Origin of the sequence: Arthrobacter sp. 24S4-2, from assembly GCF_005280255.1 — a bacterium.
Classification (GTDB): domain Bacteria; phylum Actinomycetota; class Actinomycetes; order Actinomycetales; family Micrococcaceae; genus Arthrobacter.
In genome coordinates, this window is sequence record NZ_CP040018.1 from 3,797,044 (window position 1) to 3,819,335 (window position 22,292).

Annotated in this window: 18 protein-coding genes, 2 tRNA genes and 2 pseudogenes; 9 read left to right on the forward strand and 13 right to left on the reverse strand. The window is 65.6% G+C overall.

The features are described from left to right. Positions 1-104: 104 nt before the first annotated feature. Positions 105-1,355: an NAD(P)/FAD-dependent oxidoreductase gene (locus FCN77_RS17600; protein WP_137323310.1), complete on the forward strand. Its 1,251-nt coding sequence runs from the start codon at positions 105-107 to the stop codon at positions 1,353-1,355. Here FCN77_RS17600 and FCN77_RS17605 read toward each other — a convergent pair. After that, the gene (locus FCN77_RS17605; RefSeq protein WP_254678610.1) at positions 1,334-2,623 is read right to left on the reverse strand and encodes a cysteine desulfurase family protein; all 1,290 of its coding nucleotides are present in this window, start codon (positions 2,621-2,623) and stop codon (positions 1,334-1,336) included. The genes FCN77_RS17600 and FCN77_RS17605 overlap by 22 nt on opposite strands. 274 nt (positions 2,624-2,897) lie before the next feature. Continuing rightward, positions 2,898-3,452: a helix-turn-helix transcriptional regulator gene (locus FCN77_RS17610; protein ID WP_254678611.1), complete on the reverse strand. Its 555-nt coding sequence runs from the start codon at positions 3,450-3,452 to the stop codon at positions 2,898-2,900. 89 nt (positions 3,453-3,541) lie between these two features. Between FCN77_RS17610 and FCN77_RS17615 the strand changes: the two genes are divergently transcribed. Then, positions 3,542-3,955 carry a hypothetical protein gene (locus tag FCN77_RS17615; RefSeq protein ID WP_137323311.1) on the forward strand — a complete coding sequence of 138 codons (414 nt, stop codon included), beginning with the start codon at positions 3,542-3,544 and terminating at the stop codon, positions 3,953-3,955. 15 nt (positions 3,956-3,970) lie between these two features. On the opposite strand, the gene FCN77_RS17620 is transcribed toward FCN77_RS17615, so the two are convergent. Further along, on the reverse strand, positions 3,971-4,519 hold the full coding sequence (locus FCN77_RS17620; RefSeq protein ID WP_368074287.1) for a hypothetical protein: 549 nt from the start codon (positions 4,517-4,519) through the stop codon (positions 3,971-3,973). Between the two features lie 240 nt (positions 4,520-4,759). Further along, positions 4,760-5,662, reverse strand: a complete 903-nt coding sequence (locus tag FCN77_RS17625; RefSeq protein ID WP_137323313.1) for a diacylglycerol kinase family protein — start codon at positions 5,660-5,662, stop codon at positions 4,760-4,762. Positions 5,663-5,786: 124 nt separating this feature from the next. Here FCN77_RS17625 and FCN77_RS17630 point away from each other — a divergent pair. The 4 genes and pseudogenes from FCN77_RS17630 (at position 5,787) to FCN77_RS17645 (ending at position 8,985) form a co-directional block, all read left to right on the forward strand. Beyond that, a pseudogene (locus FCN77_RS17630) lies at positions 5,787-6,732 on the forward strand (J domain-containing protein). Positions 6,733-6,779: 47 nt separating this feature from the next. Beyond that, positions 6,780-7,247, forward strand: a complete 468-nt coding sequence (locus FCN77_RS17635; RefSeq protein ID WP_137323314.1) for a tRNA (cytidine(34)-2'-O)-methyltransferase — start codon at positions 6,780-6,782, stop codon at positions 7,245-7,247. 258 nt (positions 7,248-7,505) lie between these two features. Beyond that, complete coding sequence (locus FCN77_RS17640; protein WP_137323315.1) at positions 7,506-8,111, forward strand: sigma-70 family RNA polymerase sigma factor; 606 nt, start codon at positions 7,506-7,508, stop codon at positions 8,109-8,111. A gap of 10 nt (positions 8,112-8,121) precedes the next feature. Next, a complete protein-coding gene (locus FCN77_RS17645; RefSeq protein WP_175417300.1) occupies positions 8,122-8,985 on the forward strand; it encodes an anti-sigma factor in 864 nt (287 codons plus the stop codon). 156 nt (positions 8,986-9,141) lie between these two features. On the opposite strand, the gene FCN77_RS17655 is transcribed toward FCN77_RS17645, so the two are convergent. The 6 genes from FCN77_RS17655 to FCN77_RS17680 all read right to left on the reverse strand — a co-directional run bounded on the left by FCN77_RS17655 (position 9,142) and on the right by FCN77_RS17680 (position 15,697). After that, a complete protein-coding gene (locus FCN77_RS17655; protein ID WP_254678612.1) occupies positions 9,142-10,554 on the reverse strand; it encodes a gluconate:H+ symporter in 1,413 nt (470 codons plus the stop codon). 30 nt (positions 10,555-10,584) lie between these two features. Next, a complete protein-coding gene (locus FCN77_RS17660) occupies positions 10,585-11,118 on the reverse strand; it encodes a gluconokinase (protein WP_137323317.1) in 534 nt (177 codons plus the stop codon). 73 nt (positions 11,119-11,191) lie between these two features. Then, complete coding sequence (locus FCN77_RS17665) at positions 11,192-11,968, reverse strand: PIG-L deacetylase family protein (protein ID WP_137323318.1); 777 nt, start codon at positions 11,966-11,968, stop codon at positions 11,192-11,194. Positions 11,969-11,972: 4 nt separating this feature from the next. Then, positions 11,973-12,926 carry an electron transfer flavoprotein subunit alpha/FixB family protein gene (locus FCN77_RS17670; RefSeq protein ID WP_137323319.1) on the reverse strand — a complete coding sequence of 318 codons (954 nt, stop codon included), beginning with the start codon at positions 12,924-12,926 and terminating at the stop codon, positions 11,973-11,975. 13 nt (positions 12,927-12,939) lie between these two features. Further along, positions 12,940-13,740: an electron transfer flavoprotein subunit beta/FixA family protein gene (locus FCN77_RS17675; RefSeq protein ID WP_137324837.1), complete on the reverse strand. Its 801-nt coding sequence runs from the start codon at positions 13,738-13,740 to the stop codon at positions 12,940-12,942. Positions 13,741-14,005: 265 nt separating this feature from the next. Beyond that, positions 14,006-15,697 carry a S1C family serine protease gene (locus FCN77_RS17680; RefSeq protein ID WP_137323320.1) on the reverse strand — a complete coding sequence of 564 codons (1,692 nt, stop codon included), beginning with the start codon at positions 15,695-15,697 and terminating at the stop codon, positions 14,006-14,008. 297 nt (positions 15,698-15,994) lie between these two features. Between FCN77_RS17680 and FCN77_RS17685 the strand changes: the two genes are divergently transcribed. The 3 genes and pseudogenes from FCN77_RS17685 (at position 15,995) to FCN77_RS17695 (ending at position 20,570) form a co-directional block, all read left to right on the forward strand. After that, positions 15,995-18,043, forward strand: a complete 2,049-nt coding sequence (locus FCN77_RS17685) for a TPM domain-containing protein (RefSeq protein ID WP_137323321.1) — start codon at positions 15,995-15,997, stop codon at positions 18,041-18,043. 113 nt (positions 18,044-18,156) lie between these two features. Next, positions 18,157-18,945: a PspA/IM30 family protein gene (locus FCN77_RS17690; RefSeq protein ID WP_137323322.1), complete on the forward strand. Its 789-nt coding sequence runs from the start codon at positions 18,157-18,159 to the stop codon at positions 18,943-18,945. Between the two features lie 199 nt (positions 18,946-19,144). Beyond that, positions 19,145-20,570, forward strand: a pseudogene (locus FCN77_RS17695) (deoxyribodipyrimidine photo-lyase). 12 nt (positions 20,571-20,582) lie between these two features. Here FCN77_RS17695 and FCN77_RS17700 read toward each other — a convergent pair. The 3 genes from FCN77_RS17700 to FCN77_RS17710 form a co-directional block, all read right to left on the reverse strand. Next, positions 20,583-21,521, reverse strand: coding sequence for a cytochrome b/b6 domain-containing protein (locus tag FCN77_RS17700; protein WP_137323323.1), 939 nt, complete (start codon positions 21,519-21,521; stop codon positions 20,583-20,585). Between the two features lie 342 nt (positions 21,522-21,863). After that, positions 21,864-21,940 (reverse strand) — tRNA-Met (locus tag FCN77_RS17705). A 144-nt stretch (positions 21,941-22,084) separates the two neighbouring features. Next, positions 22,085-22,158: transfer RNA gene (locus FCN77_RS17710), tRNA-Met, on the reverse strand. Positions 22,159-22,292: the final 134 nt, after the last annotated feature.

Here is a 22,292-nt window from a genome sequence, read left to right on the forward strand (position 1 = left end):
CGAACCCCGGCCCTTGACGGCCATCCCTTCGCCTTCTATCGTCAGGATTACCATTTTTAGAAGAGCCGGCCCGCAGCCGGCAGCCCCAGGAATCGAGCGGCCCCATGCCCGTCGAACACAGCATCGAAAGTATCGTGATCGCGGGCGCCGGCCTGGCGGGCGCCACAGCGGCCCGCACCCTCCGCGCCGAAGGCTTTGCCGGACGGATCACGCTGGTGGGGTCCGAACTCCACCATCCGTACCTTCGACCGCCGCTTTCGAAGGAATACTTGCTCGGCAAAGCCGGCGAAGAGGCCGTTCCGGTGGTTCCGGACCCCTGGTACGGGGAGAACGACGTCGGCCTCCGCCTGGGCGTGGCCGTCACCGAAATCAGCCCCGGCCCGCGCACGGTCCGGCTCAGCAACGGCGACGCCCTGAACTACAGCGCCCTGCTGCTGGCCACCGGCGCGGTCCCCCGGCTGATCCCGCTGCGCGGCGGCGGGCTGAACGGCGTGACCACGTTCAGGACCCTGGATGACAGCCGCCTGCTCCGCGAGCAGCTGTCCAAGGGCGGGAAAAATGTGGTCATGATCGGCTCCGGCTGGATCGGCATGGAACTGGCCGCGGCAGCCAGCAGCTACGGCAACCGCGTGACGCTGCTGGGCCTGGAGGACATCCCGCTGGCAACCGCAATCGGACCCGAGCTGGGCTCCTTCTTCCGGTCCCTGCACGAAGCCAACGGCGTTCAGTTCCGGCTGCCGGAGACCGCAGCGGAACTCCGGGGCGAGTCCGGCCGCGTCACGGAAGTCACCACCGGGTCCGGCGAGGTGCTGCCTGCCGACATCGTGGTCATTGCAGTCGGCGTCGTGCCGTCGACCGGGCTGGCGGCGGAGGCCGGACTGGACGTAAACAACGGAATCCTGACTGATTCGGCCCTGCGAACCAGCAGCGCCGGCATTTTCGCGGCGGGCGACGTGGCCAACGCCCTGCACCCTTTCACCGGGGAGCACCACCGCAGCGAGCATTGGTCCAACGCACTGAACGGCGGAAAGGTCGCCGCCAAGTCGATGCTGGGCCAGGACGCCGCTCTGGATACCATCCCCTACTTCTACACGGACCAATACGACGTCAGCATGGAGTATTCGGGATTTCCCACGCTGGCCGCCGGCACCGGGCCGGTTATCCGCGGCTCGCTGGCCGACAGGAAATTCATCGCGTTCTGGCAGCACGATGGCCGGGTGGTGGCGGGCATGAACGTCAACATGCCCCGCACGCAGAAACCGATCAAGGCCCTGATCTCGAGCCGGTCATCGGTCCGGGCCAGCCGCCTGGCTGACGAATCAGTGGCTCTCGATCAGCTGCTGACCGAGGGCTGACCAAGAGGCGGCTGACGGGGCGCAGTTTGACGGGCGGCGGTTTGACGGGCGACGGTTTGACGGGCGACGGTTGCGGCCGTCTGGATCGTCGATTCGTGGCCGGCCATGCCTGCCTGTCTGGCCCGCTCATAGGCGCCCGGAAGTGCCGCAAGGAGGGCATCGACGTCGGCAGCCGTGGACGAGTGGCCCAGCGTGAACCGCTGGGCGCCCCGCGCCGTTTCCTCATCAAGCCCCATGGCCAGCAGGACGTGCGAGGGCCGCGGCACGCCTGCAGTGCAGGCAGAACCCGTGGACGATTCGACTCCGGCAAGGTCGAGGAGGAACAACAGGGAGTCGCCCTCGCAGCCGGGAAAAGTGAAATGGGCGTTGCCCGGCAGGCGTCCGTCGCCGGGCGCTCCCCGCAGGACCGCTTCCGGGACGGCTTCCCGCACACGGGCAATCAGGCTGTCCCGGAGCCCTGCAATGCGGGACGATTCACCCGCCAGGTCCCTGGTGGCCGCTTCCGCCGCAGCGGCGAAGGCGGCGATGGATGCCGTATCCAGCGTGCCCGACCGGACATCACGCTCCTGGCCGCCGCCGTGCTGCACCGGCGTCAGTTTCACCGACCGGCCCAGCAGCAAGGCGCCCACGCCGACTGGGCCACCGATCTTGTGCCCGGAAATCGACATGGCGTCCAGCCCGCTCGTGCGGAAATCCACGGGAACGGACCCGAAAGCCTGGACGGCGTCCGAGTGCACCGGAACGCCCACCGCGTGGGCCGCTTCAACGACCTCCCGCACCGGCTGGAGGCTGCCAACTTCGTTGTTGGCCCACATCACCGAAACGAGGGCGATTGACTCCGGGTCGCGGCTGAGTTCGGACCGCAGCACCGTCAGGTCCAGGACGCCGTCGGCATCCACGGGAATCCACGAGACCTCCGCCTGCTCGTGCCGCTCCAGCCACTCCACCGTGTCCAGGACGGCATGATGTTCGACGGCGGAGCAGAGGATTCGGGTGCGTCCCGGTTCTTCCGCCCGGCGCGCCCAGTACAGGCCCTTGACGGCCAGGTTGTCAGCCTCCGTGCCGCCGGAGGTGAAGATGACCTCCGACGGGTGCGCGCCCGCTGCGGCGGCGATGGTTTCACGGGCGTCCTCCACCGAACGCCTGGCGCGGCGTCCTGATCCGTGCAGGGAGGAAGGGTTCCCCGTCCGGGCGAGCTCACGGGTGAGCGCCGCGAGCGCCTCGGCGGCCAGGGGCGTAGTTGCAGCATGATCGAGGTAGGCGGGCACATGCCAATTCTAGCCGCGGCCCGGCCCCGGCCCGGGGCTCTGTGCAGATTCGGCCGGATGAAAGCCTCGATCTACCTGGCGCTGGCCACCCTTCTTCCGGTCCGGAAACCTTGTGGTGGAACAGTCCGCCGTCAGCACCATGACGCCGCTGGAACCGGCAGTGGACGTCAGGGCGGCGTAATCCTGGCGCAGCACTGGCCGGGGGCACTGTTGCCCGCTATCCGGTCTTCCCCAACGCCGCAGCCCGAGGCCGCACCTTTGAGGAAAGCCCCGTTCATGGCGCAGACCACGGATGTATGGCCGTCAGCCAGCCGGTGGAACGGACAGTTCCGCAACGTGTAGCCGCCAGCGCCGTCAGGTTCGGGCATGTATCCCTCTGCCGAAAGGAATTCGTCCAGGCTTTCGGCCCCTCCGCCATGGCCAGTCCTTTGGCATAGGACGTGGCCAGCAGGGCATTCTGGACCGGTTGGCCTTCGGCGGCGGACTGCTCGATCGCTGTGGCCATCAGTTCGCCGGCGAGATCGTAATTGCGGTCGGGCACGGAGGCGCCAACTTCCGGCTGCGCTGTCCGGTACATCTTGGCCGGCCGTCCTGATCCGGGTCCGCCCCTGCCCCTGAGCTTGCGGAACTCCACGGTGAGCAGGCCGTCCTGGACCATCTTGTCCAGCTGGAAGGAGGCAGTGCTTCGCGGGATGCCAAGCGCACCGGCGGCGTCGTCGCGCCCTACCGGCTGTGGCGAGGACGCGATGTAGCCAAAGAGGCTGCGGCGATTTTCGTCGCCAAGGGAAGCGACGGCGGCGATACGCCGGGCCCACGGAAGTCTGCGCATGGAACACCTTAACTCTAAAAACAAGATCTATTGCTTAATTCCGCAATGGTTTCTAAAATTATGATACCTACTTTTAGAAGGAGTGCATCATGAAATCGTCATCGGTGTTGAGTTCCCCCGGCCGGACAGTACCTTCGGACCCGGGCAGGCAGGCGTTCCTCCTGCTGCGCACAGTGTTTACGGTTGCGCCGATCGTTTTCGGCCTCGACAAGTTCACCAACCTGCTCGCGGACTGGACCATCTACTTGGCTCCGGCGGCAACGGCGGTTGTTCCGCTTCCGGCCCAGACCATCATGTACATTGTCGGCATCGTGGAGATCATCGCCGGAATCGCCGTGGCCGTCCGGCCGCGATTCGGGTCACTGCTGGTGGCCGTGTGGCTGCTCGGGATCATCATCAACCTGATAGTGCTGGGCAGCTTCTTCGACATCGCGCTTCGCGACTTTGGCCTGCTCGTCGGAGCGCTCGCGCTTAACCGGCTATCGCCGCGGCATTCACGCTAGTCACACTGCGGACGGTCAGGGCGCCGGCGGAACCACCACGAGGTGCCGCGCCACATCGGCCCTGGCCGTTGCGAGCGCGGCGGGATCCGAACACGAGACGGAAATGTAAACAGATGATCCTGCCTTGCTGAAGAGCCGCGCCAGCACCGCCGTCGACCTGGCTCCCGCAGCAGCTGCTCCCTGGTAAACCAGCACCTCCGCGCTGGGCGCGGGCTTGTCCGGTTCGCCGCCCCAGCGCAAGGAGTCGGTTTTCAGGTAGGCGGGCAGGATGGTCGGATCCAGATATTTGAAGAGCTCCACGGTGGACGCTTTGTCATCCCCCGCAACGGCAAGCGCCGCCTGGTTGGCCCGGACCCTGGCCGAAACCACGCATCCGTCGGACTTGATGTAGCGGTTCTCCCCCGCCACGTTCGCCTTGACCGGCTTCCAGCCCGGCGCCTCGCGGAGCCCGTCGGAGAGGCCAACGGCAACCCCCGCGGCCAGCGCGTCGCCGGCTGTGAAGGGAAGGTCTTTGGCCGCCACCGCCGCTGCGTCGTGGCCCGGGGTGATCGTGGGTGTTGCCACGGCGGAAGTGGTCTGAACATCCTGCTGGGCCGCAGGATCAGGTATGCCAACGCTGCAGCCGGCGACACCGGCCAGCACCGCGGCCGAAGTAATCGTAACCAACGAAAGGGGCCAGGTCCGCCCGCGTCCGGGCCGCGCCTGACTAAACTCCGGTCCCCTGCCATTCGTTCCCACATTGCCCCCAGGCCCAGTCCGCCGGCGCCGCTGTCCGGCCGGTCCTCCGCAAGAGTCTAGACTGCCTCACGCCAGTATCCGCACTGCGCCGGGCACCACTTCCACCGTCAGCGGCAGGGGACCTATCCGTTCGCCGTCGGCGTACGCAACCACGTTGTCCGCACTGATCTCCACCCGGCGCACCTGCCGGAGGTGTACGGCCCGGTGGCCCGTGTGGCGGCCGGAAAACACTTTGGGGAAAACGGCCAGGAAGCGGGTCCGGGACAACGGTTTGACGATGAACAGATCCAGGAAGCCGTCGTCCAGCAGGGCATCAGGGGTGATCTTCATGCCGCCGCCGATTGATTGCCCGTTCGCCACCGAGATGAGCATGGCCCCCTGCTGCCAGGTTTCGCCGTCGGCCGTTACCGTGTAGTCGATGGCCCGGAAGGCAGCCAGCTCCCGGAGCATGGCAAGGTTGTACCGGCCCTTGCCGCGGGGCCGGCGCCAGGAGTTGGCCCGCTCATTCACGGCTGCGTCAAACCCCGCGGAAACCACCCCGGCAAACCACCGCGTTTCGCCGTTGCCCGTCACGCGCCCCGCATCAATCAGCCGCCCGCCGGTCTTCAGGGCTTCCCAAATCCGTGCGCACGCGGCGGGGGCATCATCGAGCGGAAGGCCCAGTGCACGTGCCATGTCGTTGCCCGTTCCGCTGGGGACGATCCCCAGCGGAACCCCGCCGTACGGAGTGCCGGCCCTGGCCAGGGCGTTGATGCCGAGGTGGACCATGCCGTCCCCACCCACCACAACCAGAGCATCACACCCTCCGGCGAGGGCCTCGTCCACGGCGGTGGCCAGCCGGTCATAGCTGCCCTTCCTCAAGACACGAACCCTCGCCCCGGCGGCACGGAAGAACGCCACCACGGCCTCGCCGGTGTGCTGTTTGCCTCCGAAGGATGCCCGGGGGTTGATGGCAACCGCGATGATCATGCGCTGAATTATGCCAGCCGCGGGGAACCAAGGCCGCAGGCACGGACGTTGAGCCTGTAGACGGTTAAACTGGGCGGACCGGACTGCCTGAGTGGACTGGAATCAACAAGAAAAGGATCAGTGCTTGACCCAGGGCAGCAGCTCCCATTACCAGGTCCTCCGCCTCCCCATGACGGCGACGGACAAAGAAATCAAGGTGGCCTACCGCAAGGCGGCACGGCGGGCGCATCCGGACCACGGCGGTGACGCTGCCGTCTTCCGGCAGGTGACACTGGCCTATGAGACGCTGATCGATCCGAAGCGGCGTGCCGCCTACGACCGTTCCTACGCCCACGGTTCCCAGGGGGCGGCAACGCCGGACGGCGCGCATTTCGACGCACCTGCAGCCGGAAGCCGGGCTTCGGCAACCGTGCACCGGCCCAATACGCCGCGGAATACTGCCGGTGATCTGCCGGTATACGTCCCCCGTTCGGGCAGCCTGAGTCGGGCGAGGTTCCGCTGATCCCCAGGAGTTGGCCAGCCGGCAGGTCCACGGGTTGCCGCGGAAGCGCGGGATCTTCGGGGCGGAGGCCCGGATCCAGCGGGAGATGCGGACGGTCCAGCTGATCAGCCGGCAGATCCTCCCGGCCATCCCTGCCGCCCGGCTGATCAACGGCCTGCAGTCACCGGCCGATAACAGCCACATCGACCACGCCCTGCTGTCCGGCTACCGGCTGGCGCTGATCGGGTCCATGCTGCTGCCCAAGGGCGCGTACGCCTGGAACGGAAACACCCTGACGCATGGTGGCAGGGCCATCTCGCCGCCCCAGCTGGCGCATATCGTCCGCCGCATGCAGGACATCTTCCCCGAACTCAACGTGACGGGATGGACAGTCATCCACAGCCCGGACGGCAATCTCCATGAACCTGTGATCGACCAGCACCGGCGCTCCCCCGCCGGCCTCGAAACCGTGCAGGTGGTCAACGGCGCCGGGTTGGTCCGCGGCCTCAAGGAGTTCCTGACTTCGGGGCCCGCCCCCAATACTGTCAACGTCCCGGCCCTGGCCAGGCTGCTCCGGGGAATGCACTAGCCGTCAACCTGGCTCGGGAGGGACCTGGCGGTGGCTAGGATGGAACGGTGTTCCGCATCCTCTTCCTCACCCCCGAAATCCCCGGCAATACCGGAAACGCCATCCGCCTCGCTGCCATCACGGGCGCCGAGCTGCACCTGGTGGAGCCTCTCGGCTTTGACTTCTCCGACGCCAAGCTCCGACGGGCAGGGCTGGACTACCACGACCTCGCGGTGGTGACGGTGCACAAGAGCATCGGGGCCGCGTGGGAGGCTTTGCGGCCGCAACGCGTCTATGCGTTCACGTCCGACGGCGAAACCTCCTACACGGACATCGGTTACCTTCCCGGCGACGTCCTCATGTTCGGCCGGGAGTCGGTGGGGCTTTCCGAGGAACTCAAGCATGATCCGCACGTGACCACCCGCGTCCGCCTGCCGATGCTTCCTTCCCTGCGGTCCCTGAACCTTGCCAACGCGGCCTCCATCGCGGTCTTCGAGGCGTGGCGCCAGAACGGCTTTGCCGGCGCCACGCTGTAGCGGCCGCCCCGCCCGTGCGAACCTTCCGGGTGCTCCTCCAGCGTGCTGGAATGAGCGGAAGCCTCCTCCCATCCATCCATGGGCGGACTCCGAATCACCTGTAAAGGCCGACCACGGCCCCTTCAGGATCGCGAGGAGCGGCAGGTGACTACATTGCAGGTCCGCAGGTCCCCCGCGAGGGACCTTCCCGCCGACAGCGCTCCTCCGAGTGGTCCCGATGCCGGAAGTTCTTCCCCCACCGACTTATGCTTGACAGTGATGGATACACCCAACGCCCCGAACCCCGAGGCCACCGCTCCCGCGGGCACCTCCGCCGACGTGAACCGCCGGCTCGGTGACCTGCTGGCTCAAATCGCCAACGGGGACCAGAGCGCCTTCGCCGAGTTTTACCAACTGACCTCCCGGCGCGTCTTCGGCATGGCCCGACGCGTGCTGATCGACCCGGAACTCAGTGAGGACACCACGCAGGAAGTATTCCTTCAGGTATGGCAGAACGCCGGAAAGTTCAACCCCGACGCCGGCAGCCCGCTGGCCTGGCTGATGACAATTTCGCATCGGCGCGCTGTGGACAAGGTCAGATCTTCCCAGTCCTCTACGGACAGGGAAGCCAAATACGGTGCCAGCAGCCAGGACATCGACCATGACTCCGTATCGGATGAGGTCGGCAGCCGGCTGGAAGCCGAGGCCGTCGTCAGATGTCTGGATACCCTCACAGAGACGCAGCAGCAATCCGTCCGCCTGGCCTACTACGGCGGCCTGACCTACCGCGAGGTCGCGGAGAAACTCAACGCCGCAGTGCCCACCATCAAGTCCCGCATCCGCGATGGACTGATCCGCTTGAAGACCTGTCTGGGGGTGAGTTGAGATGACCGACATGAACCAACCGAACAGCAGCCGGCCGTCCGGGATGTTTGCCCACGACATCGCCACGGACCTAGCCTCCGGGCGGGCCGTGGACCTGGCCGAGGTGTATGCCCTGGATGCCGTGAGCGCATCAGAGCGGGCCGCCATCGAGGAATACATCTCGGCCGCTCCCAAGCCTGAGCGTGACGTGTTCGATGAGCGCGTCCGCCAGGCACGTGAAACGCTGGCTGTCAGCTTCACCGTGGAAGAGGAACCGCCTCCAGGGCTGTTCGACCGCATCGTAGCGCAGCTTCCCGCGCAGCACCCACCTCAGTCGGAAACAGCCCCGGTTCCCGGCCCCGCAATGCATGAGCAGGCGCCCGAACCTGCCGGTGCTCCGGACACCGATGAGCTCGGTGCCGCTCGGCAGCGCCGCGAAGAACGACGCCGGGCTCCCGGCCTCCGCAACTGGCTGGTGGGTGTTGCCGCCGCTGCGGTCATCGCCCTTGGCGGTGTGGGAGTCGGCGCCTATGTGGCCAACCAGAACGATCCGTTCAACCAGGTGCTCCAGGCACAGGACGTCCGACAGGCGACTGTCGACGTCAGCGGCGGAGGTACGGCCACGGTCTCCATCTCCCCGTCCAGGGACGCCGTTGTGGTCAGGATGAACGGCGTTCCCGCTCCCCCGGCCGGCAAGGTATACCAGATGTGGCTTATCCCCAAGGACGGCTCGGCCCCGGTTTCGCAAGGGCTCATGGACGCCGAAGCGCTGTCCAAACCGGCTGTGGTGAAGGGGATCGCTTCTGCGTCAGCCCTGGGCATCACGGTTGAGCCCGCGGGCGGCTCGGCTTCACCTACGCTACCCACTGTCGCCGCTGCCCCGCTCGGAGCGTAGCAAGCAAGCAAGCCAGCCAACAGCTGGAATCGCCGTCGACCGTCCGCCTTCTGCGACAAAGGCCGCGCAGGCCCTGCCCCCTACTTGTTCGAAGGGATCAAGGCCTACGCGGCCGCACGGCTTACATGAGCCGCAGTCGCCGGAAGTGGGCGCCGGCTAAATTATCAGCGACAGCAGCATCACAAAGCCGAAGCCGACCACGGAGATCAGCGTCTCCATGACGGACCATGTCTTGAACGTCTGGCCCACCGTGAGTCCGAAGAGCTCCTTGACCAGCCAGAAGCCGGCGTCGTTGACGTGGGAGAGGAAGAGTGAACCCGCACCGATGGCCAGCGCCAGCAGGGCCGCGTGCGTCGGGGTCAGTGAACTGGCCAGCGGAGCCACGATGCCTGCCGCCGTAACCGTCGCCACGGTGGCGGAGCCGGTGGCCAGCCGGAGGGCAACAGCCACGATGAAGCCCAGCACCAGGACGGACATGTTCGTCCCCTCGGCCCACTTCTTGACGGCATCGCCCACGCCTGCCCCGATCAGGGTCTGCTTGAAGCCGCCGCCGGCACCCACGATCAGGAGGATTGCGGCGATGGGGCCAAGGCTGGCGCCGACCTTGGACGTGATGCGGCTGCCGGTGAACCCCACGGCGTAACCGAAGGTGACGATCGCCAGCAGCACGGCGAGAGTCATGGCCACCAGGGGCTGGCCTACAAAGTCAAAGAAAATTCGGACCGGCGGCGCGGTCTTAGGGTCCGGCCAGACGATGTCCACCACGGCCTTGAGCAGCATCAGGACTACCGGGAAGATGATGGTCAGCAGGGTCACCAGGAAGGTGGGCTGGCGCTTGACGCCTGCCATGTCAGCACCGTGCTGGGTGTCGATGCCGCCGGCGACGGCAGGCGCACCCACCGGAACCCATTTGGCGGCAAGGCGTGAGAACAGCGGTCCGCAGATGATGACCGTGGGAATCGCAACGAGGATGCCGAGCGCCAGGGTGGTGCCAAGCTCAGCCTTGACCGCACTGATGGCGATCAGGGGTCCGGGGTGCGGCGGTACCAGTCCGTGGAGCACCGAGAGACCGGCCAGGGCCGGAATGGCGATGCGCATGAGCGGCATTTTGGAACGCTGGGTGACCAGGACGATCACCGGCAGGAGCAGGACCAGCCCGATTTCGAAGAACATGGGCAGGCCGATGATCACCGCCACCAGTGTGATGGACCACACCACCTTGTTGCCGCTGGCCTTGTCCAGCAGGGTGTCCACCACACGGTTGGCTCCGCCGGAGTCGGCGAGGAGCTTGCCGAGCATCGCACCGAGGGCGATCAGCAGGCCGACTTCCTTCAGGACGCCGCCTACGCCGTCCTCGAAGTTGGTGATGACCTTGGCCAGCTCGACGCCGGATGCCAGTCCGACGAACGCCGAGCCGAGCACCAGCGCCAGGAAGGGATGAAGCTTGAGTTTGGCGATCAGCACCACGATGAGTGCGATGCCGATTGCCGCAACCACCAGCAGCTGCGTGTCGTGGCCGGTCCAGCCCTCGACGGCAGCAGGTAGCTGCGTTGCTATCTGAAAATTCAAAATGGGGTTCCTAAATGCTTGATGCCGGAGTTACGCGGTCGCGGCGTCTGCCGCTTCCAGGTGGAGCCGGTCGATGATTTCCTGTGCTTCTTCTGCAGGCGAGGCCGAAACGCACAGGGAAATGTGGTTTTCGTCCTCCGTCGGCTCTTCCAGCGCGTCGAACTGTGACTGGAGCAGGGCGGGCGGCATGAAGTGCCCGTGCCGGGACGCCAGCCGGTCGGAGATCTTGTCCTTGCTTCCCTGCAGGAAGACGAACACGACTCCTTCGCCGCGAAGAATGTCCCGGTAGCGCTTTTTCAACGCAGAACAGGTCACCACGGCGGGGGTGCCGGCCGCTGTATGCTCCCGGATCCACTCTGCAATGATTTCCAGCCACGGCCACCTGTCCTCGTCGGTCAGTGGCTCACCGGCCTGCATTTTGGCAACGTTGGACGCCGGGTGAAGGTCGTCGCCTTCAGCGAGGTCCCAGCCGAGCCTGCCGGCCAGGAGGCCGGCCACAGTTGATTTGCCGGATCCTGAGACGCCCATGATCACCAGTACCGGTTGTTGCGCAGTCTTCGCCATCAAAGTCTGCCTTCCTGAATAAATATGATTTAAACAGAGGCCAGCATATGACACGCGTTACATTGGGGCAACCCTAGAACCCGGCGATGGTCCCGGAACCGTTGATTGTGACGACATGAAACGCCTCGGCACTGCGCCCTTCAGGCAGGCCGGCCCGCGTTCCGGTCCCCAGCATGAGTGAGCGCACCGTCCGGTCCATGGCCTCAAGATCCGGGTGCTGGCTGGCGTGGACATGGATCGCTGCGAGCTTGTTGTCCACGTGCTCCGTTACGTCGACGAAGTGGTTTTCCCGTTCCTCCGGCCCGGCGAAGAGCCACAGCCACGGCAGCTTGTACGCCGCCAGCCCGGACTCGGCCAGGTCAGGATAGGCGAACGGGTTTTCCAGGGCAGGATAAACCGCCCGTGTCACGGCCTCGCCCACGGCGAGGTGGTCCGGGTGGCTCTTCTGGATGCGATTCCAGTTGCGCTCGGGATGCATGGAGAGCACGACGTCGGGACGGAGTTCCCGGATCAGCTTCACCACTCCCCTCATGACCTCGTGCGTCGGCTCGAGGTAGCCGTCCCGCTCGTGGAGGTAGTGGATGTTACTGACGCCGACCAGCGCAGCGGCCCTACGCTGCTCTTCGGCCCGCATTGCAACAATCTGGTCCCGCTGCGCAGGGTCGAAGCCGCCGGCATCGCCGTCGGTCATGATGCAGTAGCTGACGTGGACTCCCGCGGCGGTCCACGCAGCGATGGTTCCGGCGGCACCGAAGTCGATGTCGTCGGGGTGGGCGGTAAAACAAAGGACCCGCTCAACCCGGTGGTGGTCCGGGTTGAACGGGCTCTGCGCCGTAGCGTTGGTGCTCAACTAATCAGCCTTTGCGTTTCTTGATCTCTTCGGTTGCCTGTGGAAGGACCTGGAAGAGGTCACCGATGATGCCAAAGTCGGCGATCTCGAAGACAGGCGATTCGGCATCCTTATTGACGGCGACGATGACCTTGGCGGTCTGCATTCCGGCTTTCTGCTGGATGGCGCCGGAGATCCCCGCGGAAATGTAGAGCTGCGGGGAAACCGTCTTTCCGGTCTGTCCCACCTGGGCATCGTGGCCGATCCAACCGGCGTCGGTCGCTGCACGGGAGGCGCCGACGGCGGCACCGAGGGCATCGGCGAGTTCCTCCACCGGGCCGAAATCGCCGTCGACTCCGCGGCCGCCGGCCACGACAATCCGGGCTTCGGTGAGGTCCGGACGGCCACTGGCGGGCTTGTCCTTGCGGCCCGTAATACGGGCTGCACGGGCCGAGGCCGCCTCGGGAACGTCAACAGTAACGACCTCCGGGCTGGCAGCTGCAGCGGCGGGTTCCGGGGTGACGCTGTTCGGCTTGACCGTCAGCACGGAGACGGCCGTGGTGGCCTTGGCGGTGGTGGTGTAGGACCCTGCCAGCACGGATTTGTGGGCGGTGCCGTCGGCTTCAACGGCAACTACGTCGGTGATGACGCCTGCGCCCAGCTTGATGCCCAGCCTGGCGGCGATCTCCTTGCCGTCGAAGGAGTTCTCCAGAAGCACCGTGGTGGCTCCCGAGGCCGCTACGGCTCCGGCAAGGTAGGCGGCCTTCGGGCCGACGAGGTACGCGTCCAGGTCGTCCGACGAGGGCCGGAAGATGGCAGTGGCGCCGTTGGCACCGAGGGCGGCCGCGACGTCGTCGTTCAGCTGTCCGTTGACGGCGACTGCCGTCTCGCCCAGCGAACGGGCAATGGTCAGCAGTTCCAGGCTGCTCTTCTTCAGCGCCGGGCCGGGGTTGTCAATGAATACAAGTGCTTTTGCCATGTCTGGAATCCTCTTAGAGCAGCTTCTGGGCGGCCAGGAACTCGACCAGCTTGATGCCGGCGTCGCCTTCGTCGGTGATGATGGTGCCGGCGGTGCGCGGCGGACGGGCGGCGGCGGTCTGCACTGCGGTCCAGGAACCTGCCTTGCCTACCTGTGCCGGATCGACGCCGATCTCCGCAAGCGTCAGGGTGGTGATGGTCTTGCGCTTGGCCGCAATGATTCCCTTGAAGTTGGGGAAGCGGGGCTCGTTGATCTGGTCTGTCACGGACACCACCGCAGGCAACGTTGCCTCGATGGTGTCGTAGTGCGTGTCGCTGTCACGGCGCGCAATGACCCGGCCGCCGTCGACTTCCAGTTCCGAGGCGAACGTGACCTGCGGGAGGTCCAGGCGTTCGGCCAGCTGCGCCGGGACGAGCGAGGTTTCGCCGTCGGTGGAGGCCATGCCGGTGAGGACGAGGTCCACAGGGCCGTCGGCACCGAGGTGGCGGACGGCTGCTGCCAGGGCGAGGGACGTCGCAGCTGCGTCGGATCCGGCCAGGGCGTCGTCGCGGAGGTGGACGCCTTCGGTGGCGCCGATCTGGAGGGACTTCTTGATGGCGTTGACGGCACCGGCCGGCCCCATGCTCAGGGCGATCACCTGGTTGCCGGCTTTCGCTCCGCCGCGGGCCTCGGTCAGCTGCAGCGCAGCCTCCAGGGCGTATTCGTCCAGCTCGGACAGGATGCTATCGGCGCGGTCCGTGGTGTTGTCCTCGCCGCTGAGGTGACGGTCCAATTGCGCGTCTGGTACATGCTTGACCAGAACGATGATCTTCAATGTCTCTTCCACTTTCTGTACAGCAGCCTTCCATGCTTGTGGATGGCCAGCCGGGTGAGGTTATGGCCGCGGATCTCCCCCGGGGTGCGGGTAGAACCAAGCTAACCATATAGCGGGGCGCCCGCGCCGCCCCGTTAACGCCTGTGTCAGCCACCTCGGTCCGCTGAGACGCCGACGGCGGGGCCACCGTTAGTGGTGGCCCCGCCGTCGCCGTTTGTTCAATGTTTCCACTGTCTCCGGATGTCTCCGGAAGTGATGACTGCGGCTACTGCTCCGCTGCCGCGCCGAGCGTGACGTCCACCTGCTGCTCCTTGCCGCCACGGAGGATGGTGACCTTCACGGAGGCGCCTGCCGGCTGTTCGCGCACCGCGGCCGTCAGCTGGTTCGGATCGCTGATGGCGAGATCGTTGAACTTCGTCACGACGTCGCCCACCTTCAGGCCGGCCTTGGCCGCGGCGGAGCCGGACTCCACGGTGGCCACCTCGGCACCCACCGAGAAGGACGAGCTTGAAGAAGTCGAAGATTTCGGCTTGACGCTCACGCCGAACTGGCCATGGGTGGCCTTGCCGGAATCAATGATCTCCTGGGCAACGCGCTTGGCGTTGTTGATCGGAACGCTGAAGCCGACGCCGATGTTTCCGCTCGAACTCGAATCGCCGCCAGCCGAGGCGATGGCCACGTTCACGCCAATGACCTCGCCCTTGGTGTTGACCAGAGCACCGCCGGAGTTGCCCGGGTTGATGGCGGCATCGGTCTGGATCACGTTGATCGAGATGGACCCTTGGTTGGTGGTGCTCTGGCTCTGGCCGCCGTCCGGCGGTGCGAACTGGAAGCCGCCCTGGCCATCGCCCTGTGAAGCATCCGCTCCGTCTTTCGGTGCAGCCGACGACGCGACGCTGATGGTCCGGTTCAGGGTGGACACGATGCCGTCAGTGACCGTACCGGTCAGGCCCAGGGGCGATCCGATGGCGATCGCGGTGTCGCCCACGTTGAGTTTGCCCGAGTCACCCAGCGTTGCGGGGGTCAGGCCGGAGGCGTTGTCCACCTTGATGACCGCGAGGTCGGACAGCGGATCCGTCCCTACAATCTGGGCGCTGAGCACGCGGCCGTCGCTGGTGCGGACTTCGATGGTCGCTTTGGCCGCCTTGCCGTCCAGTGTCACCACGTGGGTGTTGGTCAGGATGTGGCCCTGGTCGTCGAGGATGATCCCCGAGCCCGTGCCGCCGTCACTCCCGCTGGTTGCCTTGATGGTGACAACGCTCGGTGAGGCCTTCAGCGAGGCCGCGGTGATCACGTTGACGTCGTCCTTGTTGTTCACGATCACCGTGCCGGGCTGGCTGCCGGCGCTGCTGACGGCCGCGGGGGACCCATTGCCCAGCAGGGCATCTGAGGCCGCCACGACGCCACCGCCCACCAAGCCGGCCGCGAGGATGCTGGCCACCAGGGTTCCCACGCCGAACGCAGCTTTGCGCTTCGGGGCACTGGCGGGGTCGGAGGCGTACATGCTTCCTTGCTGGTGCTGGTTGCCCGGGTAGGGGCCGCTGCCATGCGGGGCGCCCGCCCCCGAGTAATTGCTGTTTCCCGATGGGGCGCCGTGTCCCGGTTGGGCGCCGTGCTGGGCGGATGGTCCGGCCTGCTGGCCGTAGAACGGCTGGGGCTGCGGCTGGTGCTGGGGGTAGACCGGGCGTGGCGCGTTGTCTGCCTCGCCCCACCCTGCCTGACCATCGCGTGCCTGGCCGCCGTGTGCCGGACCGCCGGTTCGGGAGTGATCAAGCTGCATAGTCGGGTTGTCCTGAGCTGAGTCCGCAGCCGGCTGCGCTGCTGATTGCGCCTGCACCCGGTGCTCACCGTCCAGCGGCTGCGTGTGCTCCTGAGGAGGCCGCGCCGGCCAGCCTTCTTGAGGCTTTTCCGGATCGCGGTCCTCAGGCGATGCACCCTGGGCTGGGTTCTCAGTCATTAGACTTCCTTTCGTCCTTGTCTGCCTTTAACTATGGACCCTCTGACTGAAGCCAACGCGGATGTTTGCTGGGAGGTTCCTGAACGCCTTTCCGGCGTCTTTTGCTGCGTCCCCAACATAGCGAAGCGCTTTTCGCTGGTGGCATATTCCCCGGTGTGGACGGGCTAATAGGTGCACCATAGAATCAAATGGAATTGCCACAGCGACCTGCGGCTTTACACATGCGTGGGGGCGCTGCTGCATTCTGTGACGACTGGCTCGGCCCGAATCAGTCGCAGAAGTGCTGAAGGGTTGCACATGCGGTCTAAGTTCAAACGTCTCCTCGCCGTGATCGGCCTTGCCGGGCTGCTGGCGGTTCCCGCCACTGCCGCCTGGGCCGAAGATCCGGTGACTATCCCGTCCGGCCAAAACATCGTGGACGACGCAAAGGTGTTAGGAAACCGCCAGGCGGACGTCCAGGACGCCATCCAGAAGCTGCTGAAGGACCACAAGTACAACCTGTATGTGGTCACCGTTAAGACTTTCGAGAACCCCGCGGACCCCAAGACATGGGCCCAGGAAGTGGCGAAAAATAAGGGCATGGGTAAGGCCGACGTCATTCTGGCGATGTCGGACGACGGGAAATACTACTTCGCGCCGAACTCAGCGAGTTCCATAGCCTCCAAAACGAGCACCATCTCGCAGAACGCGGTGGCGAGCAACTTGGGAGCTGGAAAACGCGATTTCGCCCAGGCGGCCATCGACACCGCCTCGGCCGTGGGTGACGCGGCCAGCGGTGGCAGCGGCAACGTGTCCTCGGGCGACGGCGCAGGAACTGCCGTCCTGGTCGGTACCGGGGTGGTTGCAGCGGGCGGTGTCGGGGCCTACCTCTACTTCCGTAACCGCCGCAAGAAGGCCGCTGTGGCCTCCAGTGCCAGCTACGGCCCGCAGGGCGCAGAGCTGGACCCGCTTGCTTCGCTGAGCGTGGAGGACCTGCGCAAGAAGAGCGGCCCGCTGCTTATTGAGGCCGATAACGCCATCAACTCGAGCGAGCAGGAACTCGGCTTCGCCCAGGCACAGTACGGCGATGCCGCCGTCGGGAACTTCACCAAAGCGCTGCAGGAAGCCAAGGGCCACATGTCTGAGTCGTTCAAACTGCAGCAGCAGCTTGACGACCACATCCCGGACACTGAGGAGCAGCAGCGAAGCTGGCTCGGCGAGATCATCCGCCGCTCCGAGGCCGCCCTGGCATCCCTCCAGGAACAAAAGGCCGATTTCGATTCGCTCCGTGAACTCGAAAAGAATGCACCGCAGGCCCTCGCCACAGTGAACGCCGGCGCCACGGAAGCAGACGCCCGGATCGCGACGGCGGAGCAGACCCTTGCGGCGCTCCGCGGGAAGTACGCGGACAGCGCCCTGGTCCAGGTCTCGGACAACATCGGCCAGGCCAAGGAAAGGCTGGCGTTCGTGCAGAATGCCAGCTCCACGGCCCGGGACAAGCTGGCGGCCGGGGAGGGCAGCCTCGCTGCCGTTGCCGTGCGCGCCGCGGAGGAAAGCCTGCACCAGACCAAGGTACTGCTCGAAGCCATCACGAAGGTCTCCGGAAACCTGGACGAGGCACGCAACAGCCTCGAGGCGGCAGTTGCTGACACTTCGCAGGACCTGGCGCAGGCCAAGGCCATCATTCAGTCCGGGGCCCACCCGGAACTGGCGGGCCCCGTAGCCGCTGTGGAAGCAGCACTGGCACAGGTAAAGACCGAAATCCAGGGTGGCAAGATTGATCCGATTGCCACTCTGGAGCGGGTTGAGACGGCCCATCAGTCGCTGGACCAGGCCCTCACCGGCATCCGCGACCAGCAGGAACAGGCCCGCCGCGCGCAGGCGTCGCTGCAGCAGACCATCATGTCGGCACAGGCGCAGATCAGCGCCACGTCGGACTACATCACTGCGCGTCGCGGAGGCGTGGGTACCGAGGCCCGGACCCGTCTGGCCGAAGCACAGCGAAACCTCGACTACGCCCTGTCCATTTCCCGCAATGATCCCGTCACGGCGCTCACGTATGCCCAGCAGGCGCACGCCCTTGCCGCGCAGGCAGCGCAGCTGGCCCAGGGCGATGTGGACAGCTTCGGCTACGCCAACCAGGGCTACGGCCGCGGCGGAATGTTCGGCGGCGGCGGTGGGGGCGGCGGCCTCGGCGGCGCCATCCTCGGCGGCATCCTCATCAACTCCATCCTCAACGGTGGCAGCGGAGGTGGCTGGGGCGGCGGCCACAGCGACGGCGGGGGCTGGGGCGGCGGTGATTTCGGCGGCGGCGGAGGAGACTTTGGCGGCGGCGATTTCGGCGGCGGTGACTCCGGCAGCTTCTAGCTGTTCCAAAAACTCGCGGCGGCCGGGTTGCTGACCGGCTGCCGGGTAGAAGCGGTACATCAACTGTTCACTGAATTCAGTGGCGACCACTGAGCAGGACGAAAGGTAACACCATGAAGCAGTCCATTTTCGGCCGCATGGCGCAGCTCGCGAAGGCGAACATCAACTCCTTGCTGGACCAGGCCGAAGACCCGCAGAAGATGCTGGACCAGATGGTCCGGGACTACACGAACAACATTGCCGAAGCTGAGTCCGCCGTGGCGCAGACCATCGGCAACCTGCGGATGCTCCAGGACGACTACAACGAGGACATCAAGAACGCCCACGACTGGGGCAACAAGGCTTTGGCGGCGTCCCGCAAGGCTGATGAGTACCGGAGCAGCGGCGATGCAGCCGATGCCCAGAAGTTCGACAATCTGGCCAAGGTGGCCATTCAGCGCCAGATGAGCGCGGAGAACGAAGCGAAAGCTGCCGAACCCAGCATCGCCTCACAGTCCGAGGTGGTGGACAAGCTCAAGTCCGGCCTGGACCAGATGAAGGGCAAGCTCAACGAGCTGACCAGCAAGCGAAACGAACTGGTGGCCCGCTCCAAGACCGCCGCCGCGCAGTCCCAGGTGCACGACGCCCTCAAGAGCATCGACTTCATGGACCCCACCAGCGAGGTGGGCCGCTTCGAAGAGAAAATCCGCCGCGAAGAAGCCAAAGTCCGCGGCCAGCAGGAGCTGGCCGCTTCCAGCCTGGACGCACAGTTCAACCAGCTGGAAGACCTCGGCGAACAGACCGAGATCGAGGCACGGCTTGCTGCCCTGAAGTCAGGCGGAGCGAAGCCGGCGATTGGATCATCGGCGAGCTCCTCTGCAGCCAGTTCCACCGTTGAGGAAGCTGACTTCGACAAGCTGTAGTCAGGTTCTGCGGTAAGCAATCCGGAAGGCCGGGTTCCCTTTGCGGGAACCCGGCCTTTCCGCTGCCGGAGGCTTACAGGAAAGAGCCTGATCCGAACGGAACCGTCCGTGGGGAAAAAACGCAGCGGGCAGCTGGGAGCGGGTCTGCGGCCAAGTTACCGTCCGGTAACTAGCACTGTCCGGCGTGTACCGTTGAAACGTGCCTTCCACCATCGTCTGGCTTCGTGACGACCTTCGCCTTGATGACAATCCGGCCCTGGCCGACGCGGCAGCCCTGGGCCAGCCCTTGACCGTCGTCTACGTTCTCGATGAGGAATCAGCGGGTGTTCGCCCTCTGGGCGGAGCCGCCAAATGGTGGCTTCACCATTCCCTTGTGTCCCTGGCCTCCGGCCTGGAAGCCGCCGGCTCGCGACTTGTGCTCCGGCGCGGGCCAGCCGGCGGGATCATCAAGGAACTGGTGGCCGAAGACCGGGGCCAGCCACCTCCGGTGGAACCGCAGGTACGGCGGCCCCGAACGGGACATCGACGCCGGGATCAAGAGTTGGGCGGGAGATCAGGGCCTGGAGGCCTCAAGTTTCCAAGCCAGCCTGATGTTCGAACCCTGGACCGTCCGCACCGGTGCCGGCGGTCCGTACAAGGTGTTTACGCCGTTCTGGCGCGCCTGCCTGGAAAGTGGTGAGCCCAGATTGCCGTCCGATGCGGCCGACACACTTCCCGCGCCCGCCACGGACACTCACGGCGGCCTGCCGGAAAGCGACGATCTGGACGGGTGGGGGCTGCTCCCCCGCACTCCGGACTGGAGCGCTGGCCTGGCCGGGACATGGACACCCGGCGAAGAGGGCGCCCACAACCGGCTGCAGGACTTCCTGGACGGCCCGGTGGAGGAATACGGCACCGGGCGGGACCGGCCCGGCGTCGAGGGCACCAGCCGGCTCTCGCCCCACCTTCGCTTCGGCGAGATCAGCCCCTTCCGCATCTGGCACGCGATCCGTGAACGCTACCCGCGCCAGGCACCGGCCGACATCGGCATCTTCCGGTCCGAACTGGGCTGGCGGGAGTTCTGCTGGCAGCTGCTGTTCGAGAACCCGCAACTGGCCACCCAAAACTACCGTCCCGACTTCGACCGCTTCGAGTGGCAAACGCCGTCGGACGGCGAACTGGAGGCCTGGCAGCGGGGCCGGACCGGCTATCCGCTGGTGGACGCCGGAATGCGTCAGCTGTGGCAGACGGGCTGGATGCACAACCGTGTCCGGATGGCGGCCGCCTCGTTCCTGGTGAAGAACCTGCTGACCGACTGGAGGCTGGGCGAGGCCTGGTTCTGGGACACGCTGGTGGATGCCGATTCAGCCAGCAATCCTGCCAACTGGCAATGGGTGGCCGGATCCGGTGCCGACGCCTCCCCCTACTTCCGGATCTTCAACCCGGTAACGCAGAGCAAGAAGTTCGACGCCGCGGGCCGGTACCTCCGGGAGTTCATTCCGGAAATCGCCGGCATGGACGACAAGAAGATCCACGAGCCGTGGAAGGCGGCCCAACAGCCGGCTGGCTACCCGGAGCCGGTGGTGGGCCTGCCGGAATCACGCGCGCGGGCCCTGGAGACCTACCAGAAGCTCAAGGACAACTGACCACCCGGCTGCTCAGCGGTTGCTGACCTTGCCCATGAGGGACGCAATCGGGCGCAGGAAGAGCGGGCGTGCCAGGAACCAGGCTGCGACCATTACCGCGACCGATGCCGCAAAGATGCCGAACCCGACCCAGCTGACGTCGTCACTGCCCCCGTACATGTGGTTGAGGTTCCGCAGGGCGCCCGTCGCCAGGACCAGGAACACATGGACCACGATGAAGGCCACAAAGTAGATCATCACGGGGAAATGGATCGCGCGTGCCACCTCGATCGGGTAGGCCTTGTTGAGGGCGGCGGCTTTCTTGGGCCACGCGGAAGATGTCCGCAGGCCGGAGATAAAGGCCAGCGGGGCCGCGATGAAGACAGTCACGAAGTAGGTCAGCAGCTGAAGGGCGTTGTAGTTGACCCAGCCGTTCTCCGTGGGCCAGTTCAGGGAGGCGTACTGGAGTGCGGCAGAGAGCGCGTTGGGGAAGACGTCCCAGCTTGTAGGCACGATCCGCACCCACTGTCCGGTGGCAAAGACGAGGATTGCGAACACAATCCCGTTAAGGATCCACAGTGCGTCCAGGGTCAGGTGGAACCATAGCTCCAGGCTGATTTTCGTCGGGGCGTTCCTGGTGCGGACCGGGCCCTTGTTGTTCCGGGTCCAATAGGCCGCAGGCCGGGTTTGGGTACGCACCTGCCACCCGGAACGGATGATCAGCAGCAGGAAGAAGCCATTTAGGAAGTGCTGCCAGGCCAACCAGGCCGGGAAGCCCACTGGAGCGCCTTCGGGCAGCTCCGCATGGCCCGGGTATTCCACCAGGAACTCCTTGACGCCGCCGAGCCCTGTGGCCCACTTCGCGAGCAGCACCACGAGAAGCAGGGCAACGAGCACAGCCGGCACTGCCCAGTACAGCTTGGCCCACTTGCTCTTTGCAGTTCCGGACTTCTTCTTGGTTGGTAGTGACATCGAACAGCATTCCTCTCGAGAATGATCGACAAGTGACGCGGGCGGATCCACCCTGCCGGGCTGCACCGGCGGGAGCGGCGACTGGGTTAGTGCGCCTTAATAGCTTGAATCATGAACAGCGGAAGCGCGAACCCGTGCGCAGCCACGGTCATGCCCCGCAATATTGGAGCCGTTCCACGGAGGCCACGCCCGCCAGTGCGGCGATCATCGTTGAACAGCCACTTGGCACGGTAGGACGTTTGCCCCCGCGAATGAGAATACTAGGAAATGCTAGTAGTTGGAGGCCCTCCAGACAAAGAAAGAGGCCCTGACCGGCTTATTTGCCGGTCAGGGCCTCTTCTGTGGTTGCGGGGACAGGATTTGAACCTGTGACCTCTGGGTTATGAGCCCAGCGAGCTACCGAACTGCTCCACCCCGCGTCGCTTGATCAACACTACCCTACTTTTGCGGCCGTCCCGACCACCGCCCATTCCGTACCGCTACCAGCCGGCGAAGACTGGCCCCAAGGACGACAAAGCAAAAGGCCCGGAATCTCTTTCGAGAATTCCAGGCCTTTCCTTCAGTTGCGGGGACAGGATTTGAACCTGTGACCTCTGGGTTATGAGCCCAGCGAGCTACCGAACTGCTCCACCCCGCGTCGCAAGAACAACACTACCTGCCGGTGAACGTGAGGCCAAATTGAGGGGACGTGATCTGCGTCTCCGCACCACTTGGGCGCTGGTACCGGGGTTCCTGCCCGTGTTGCCGGCTGGCGTTCCTGCACGGTGCTGC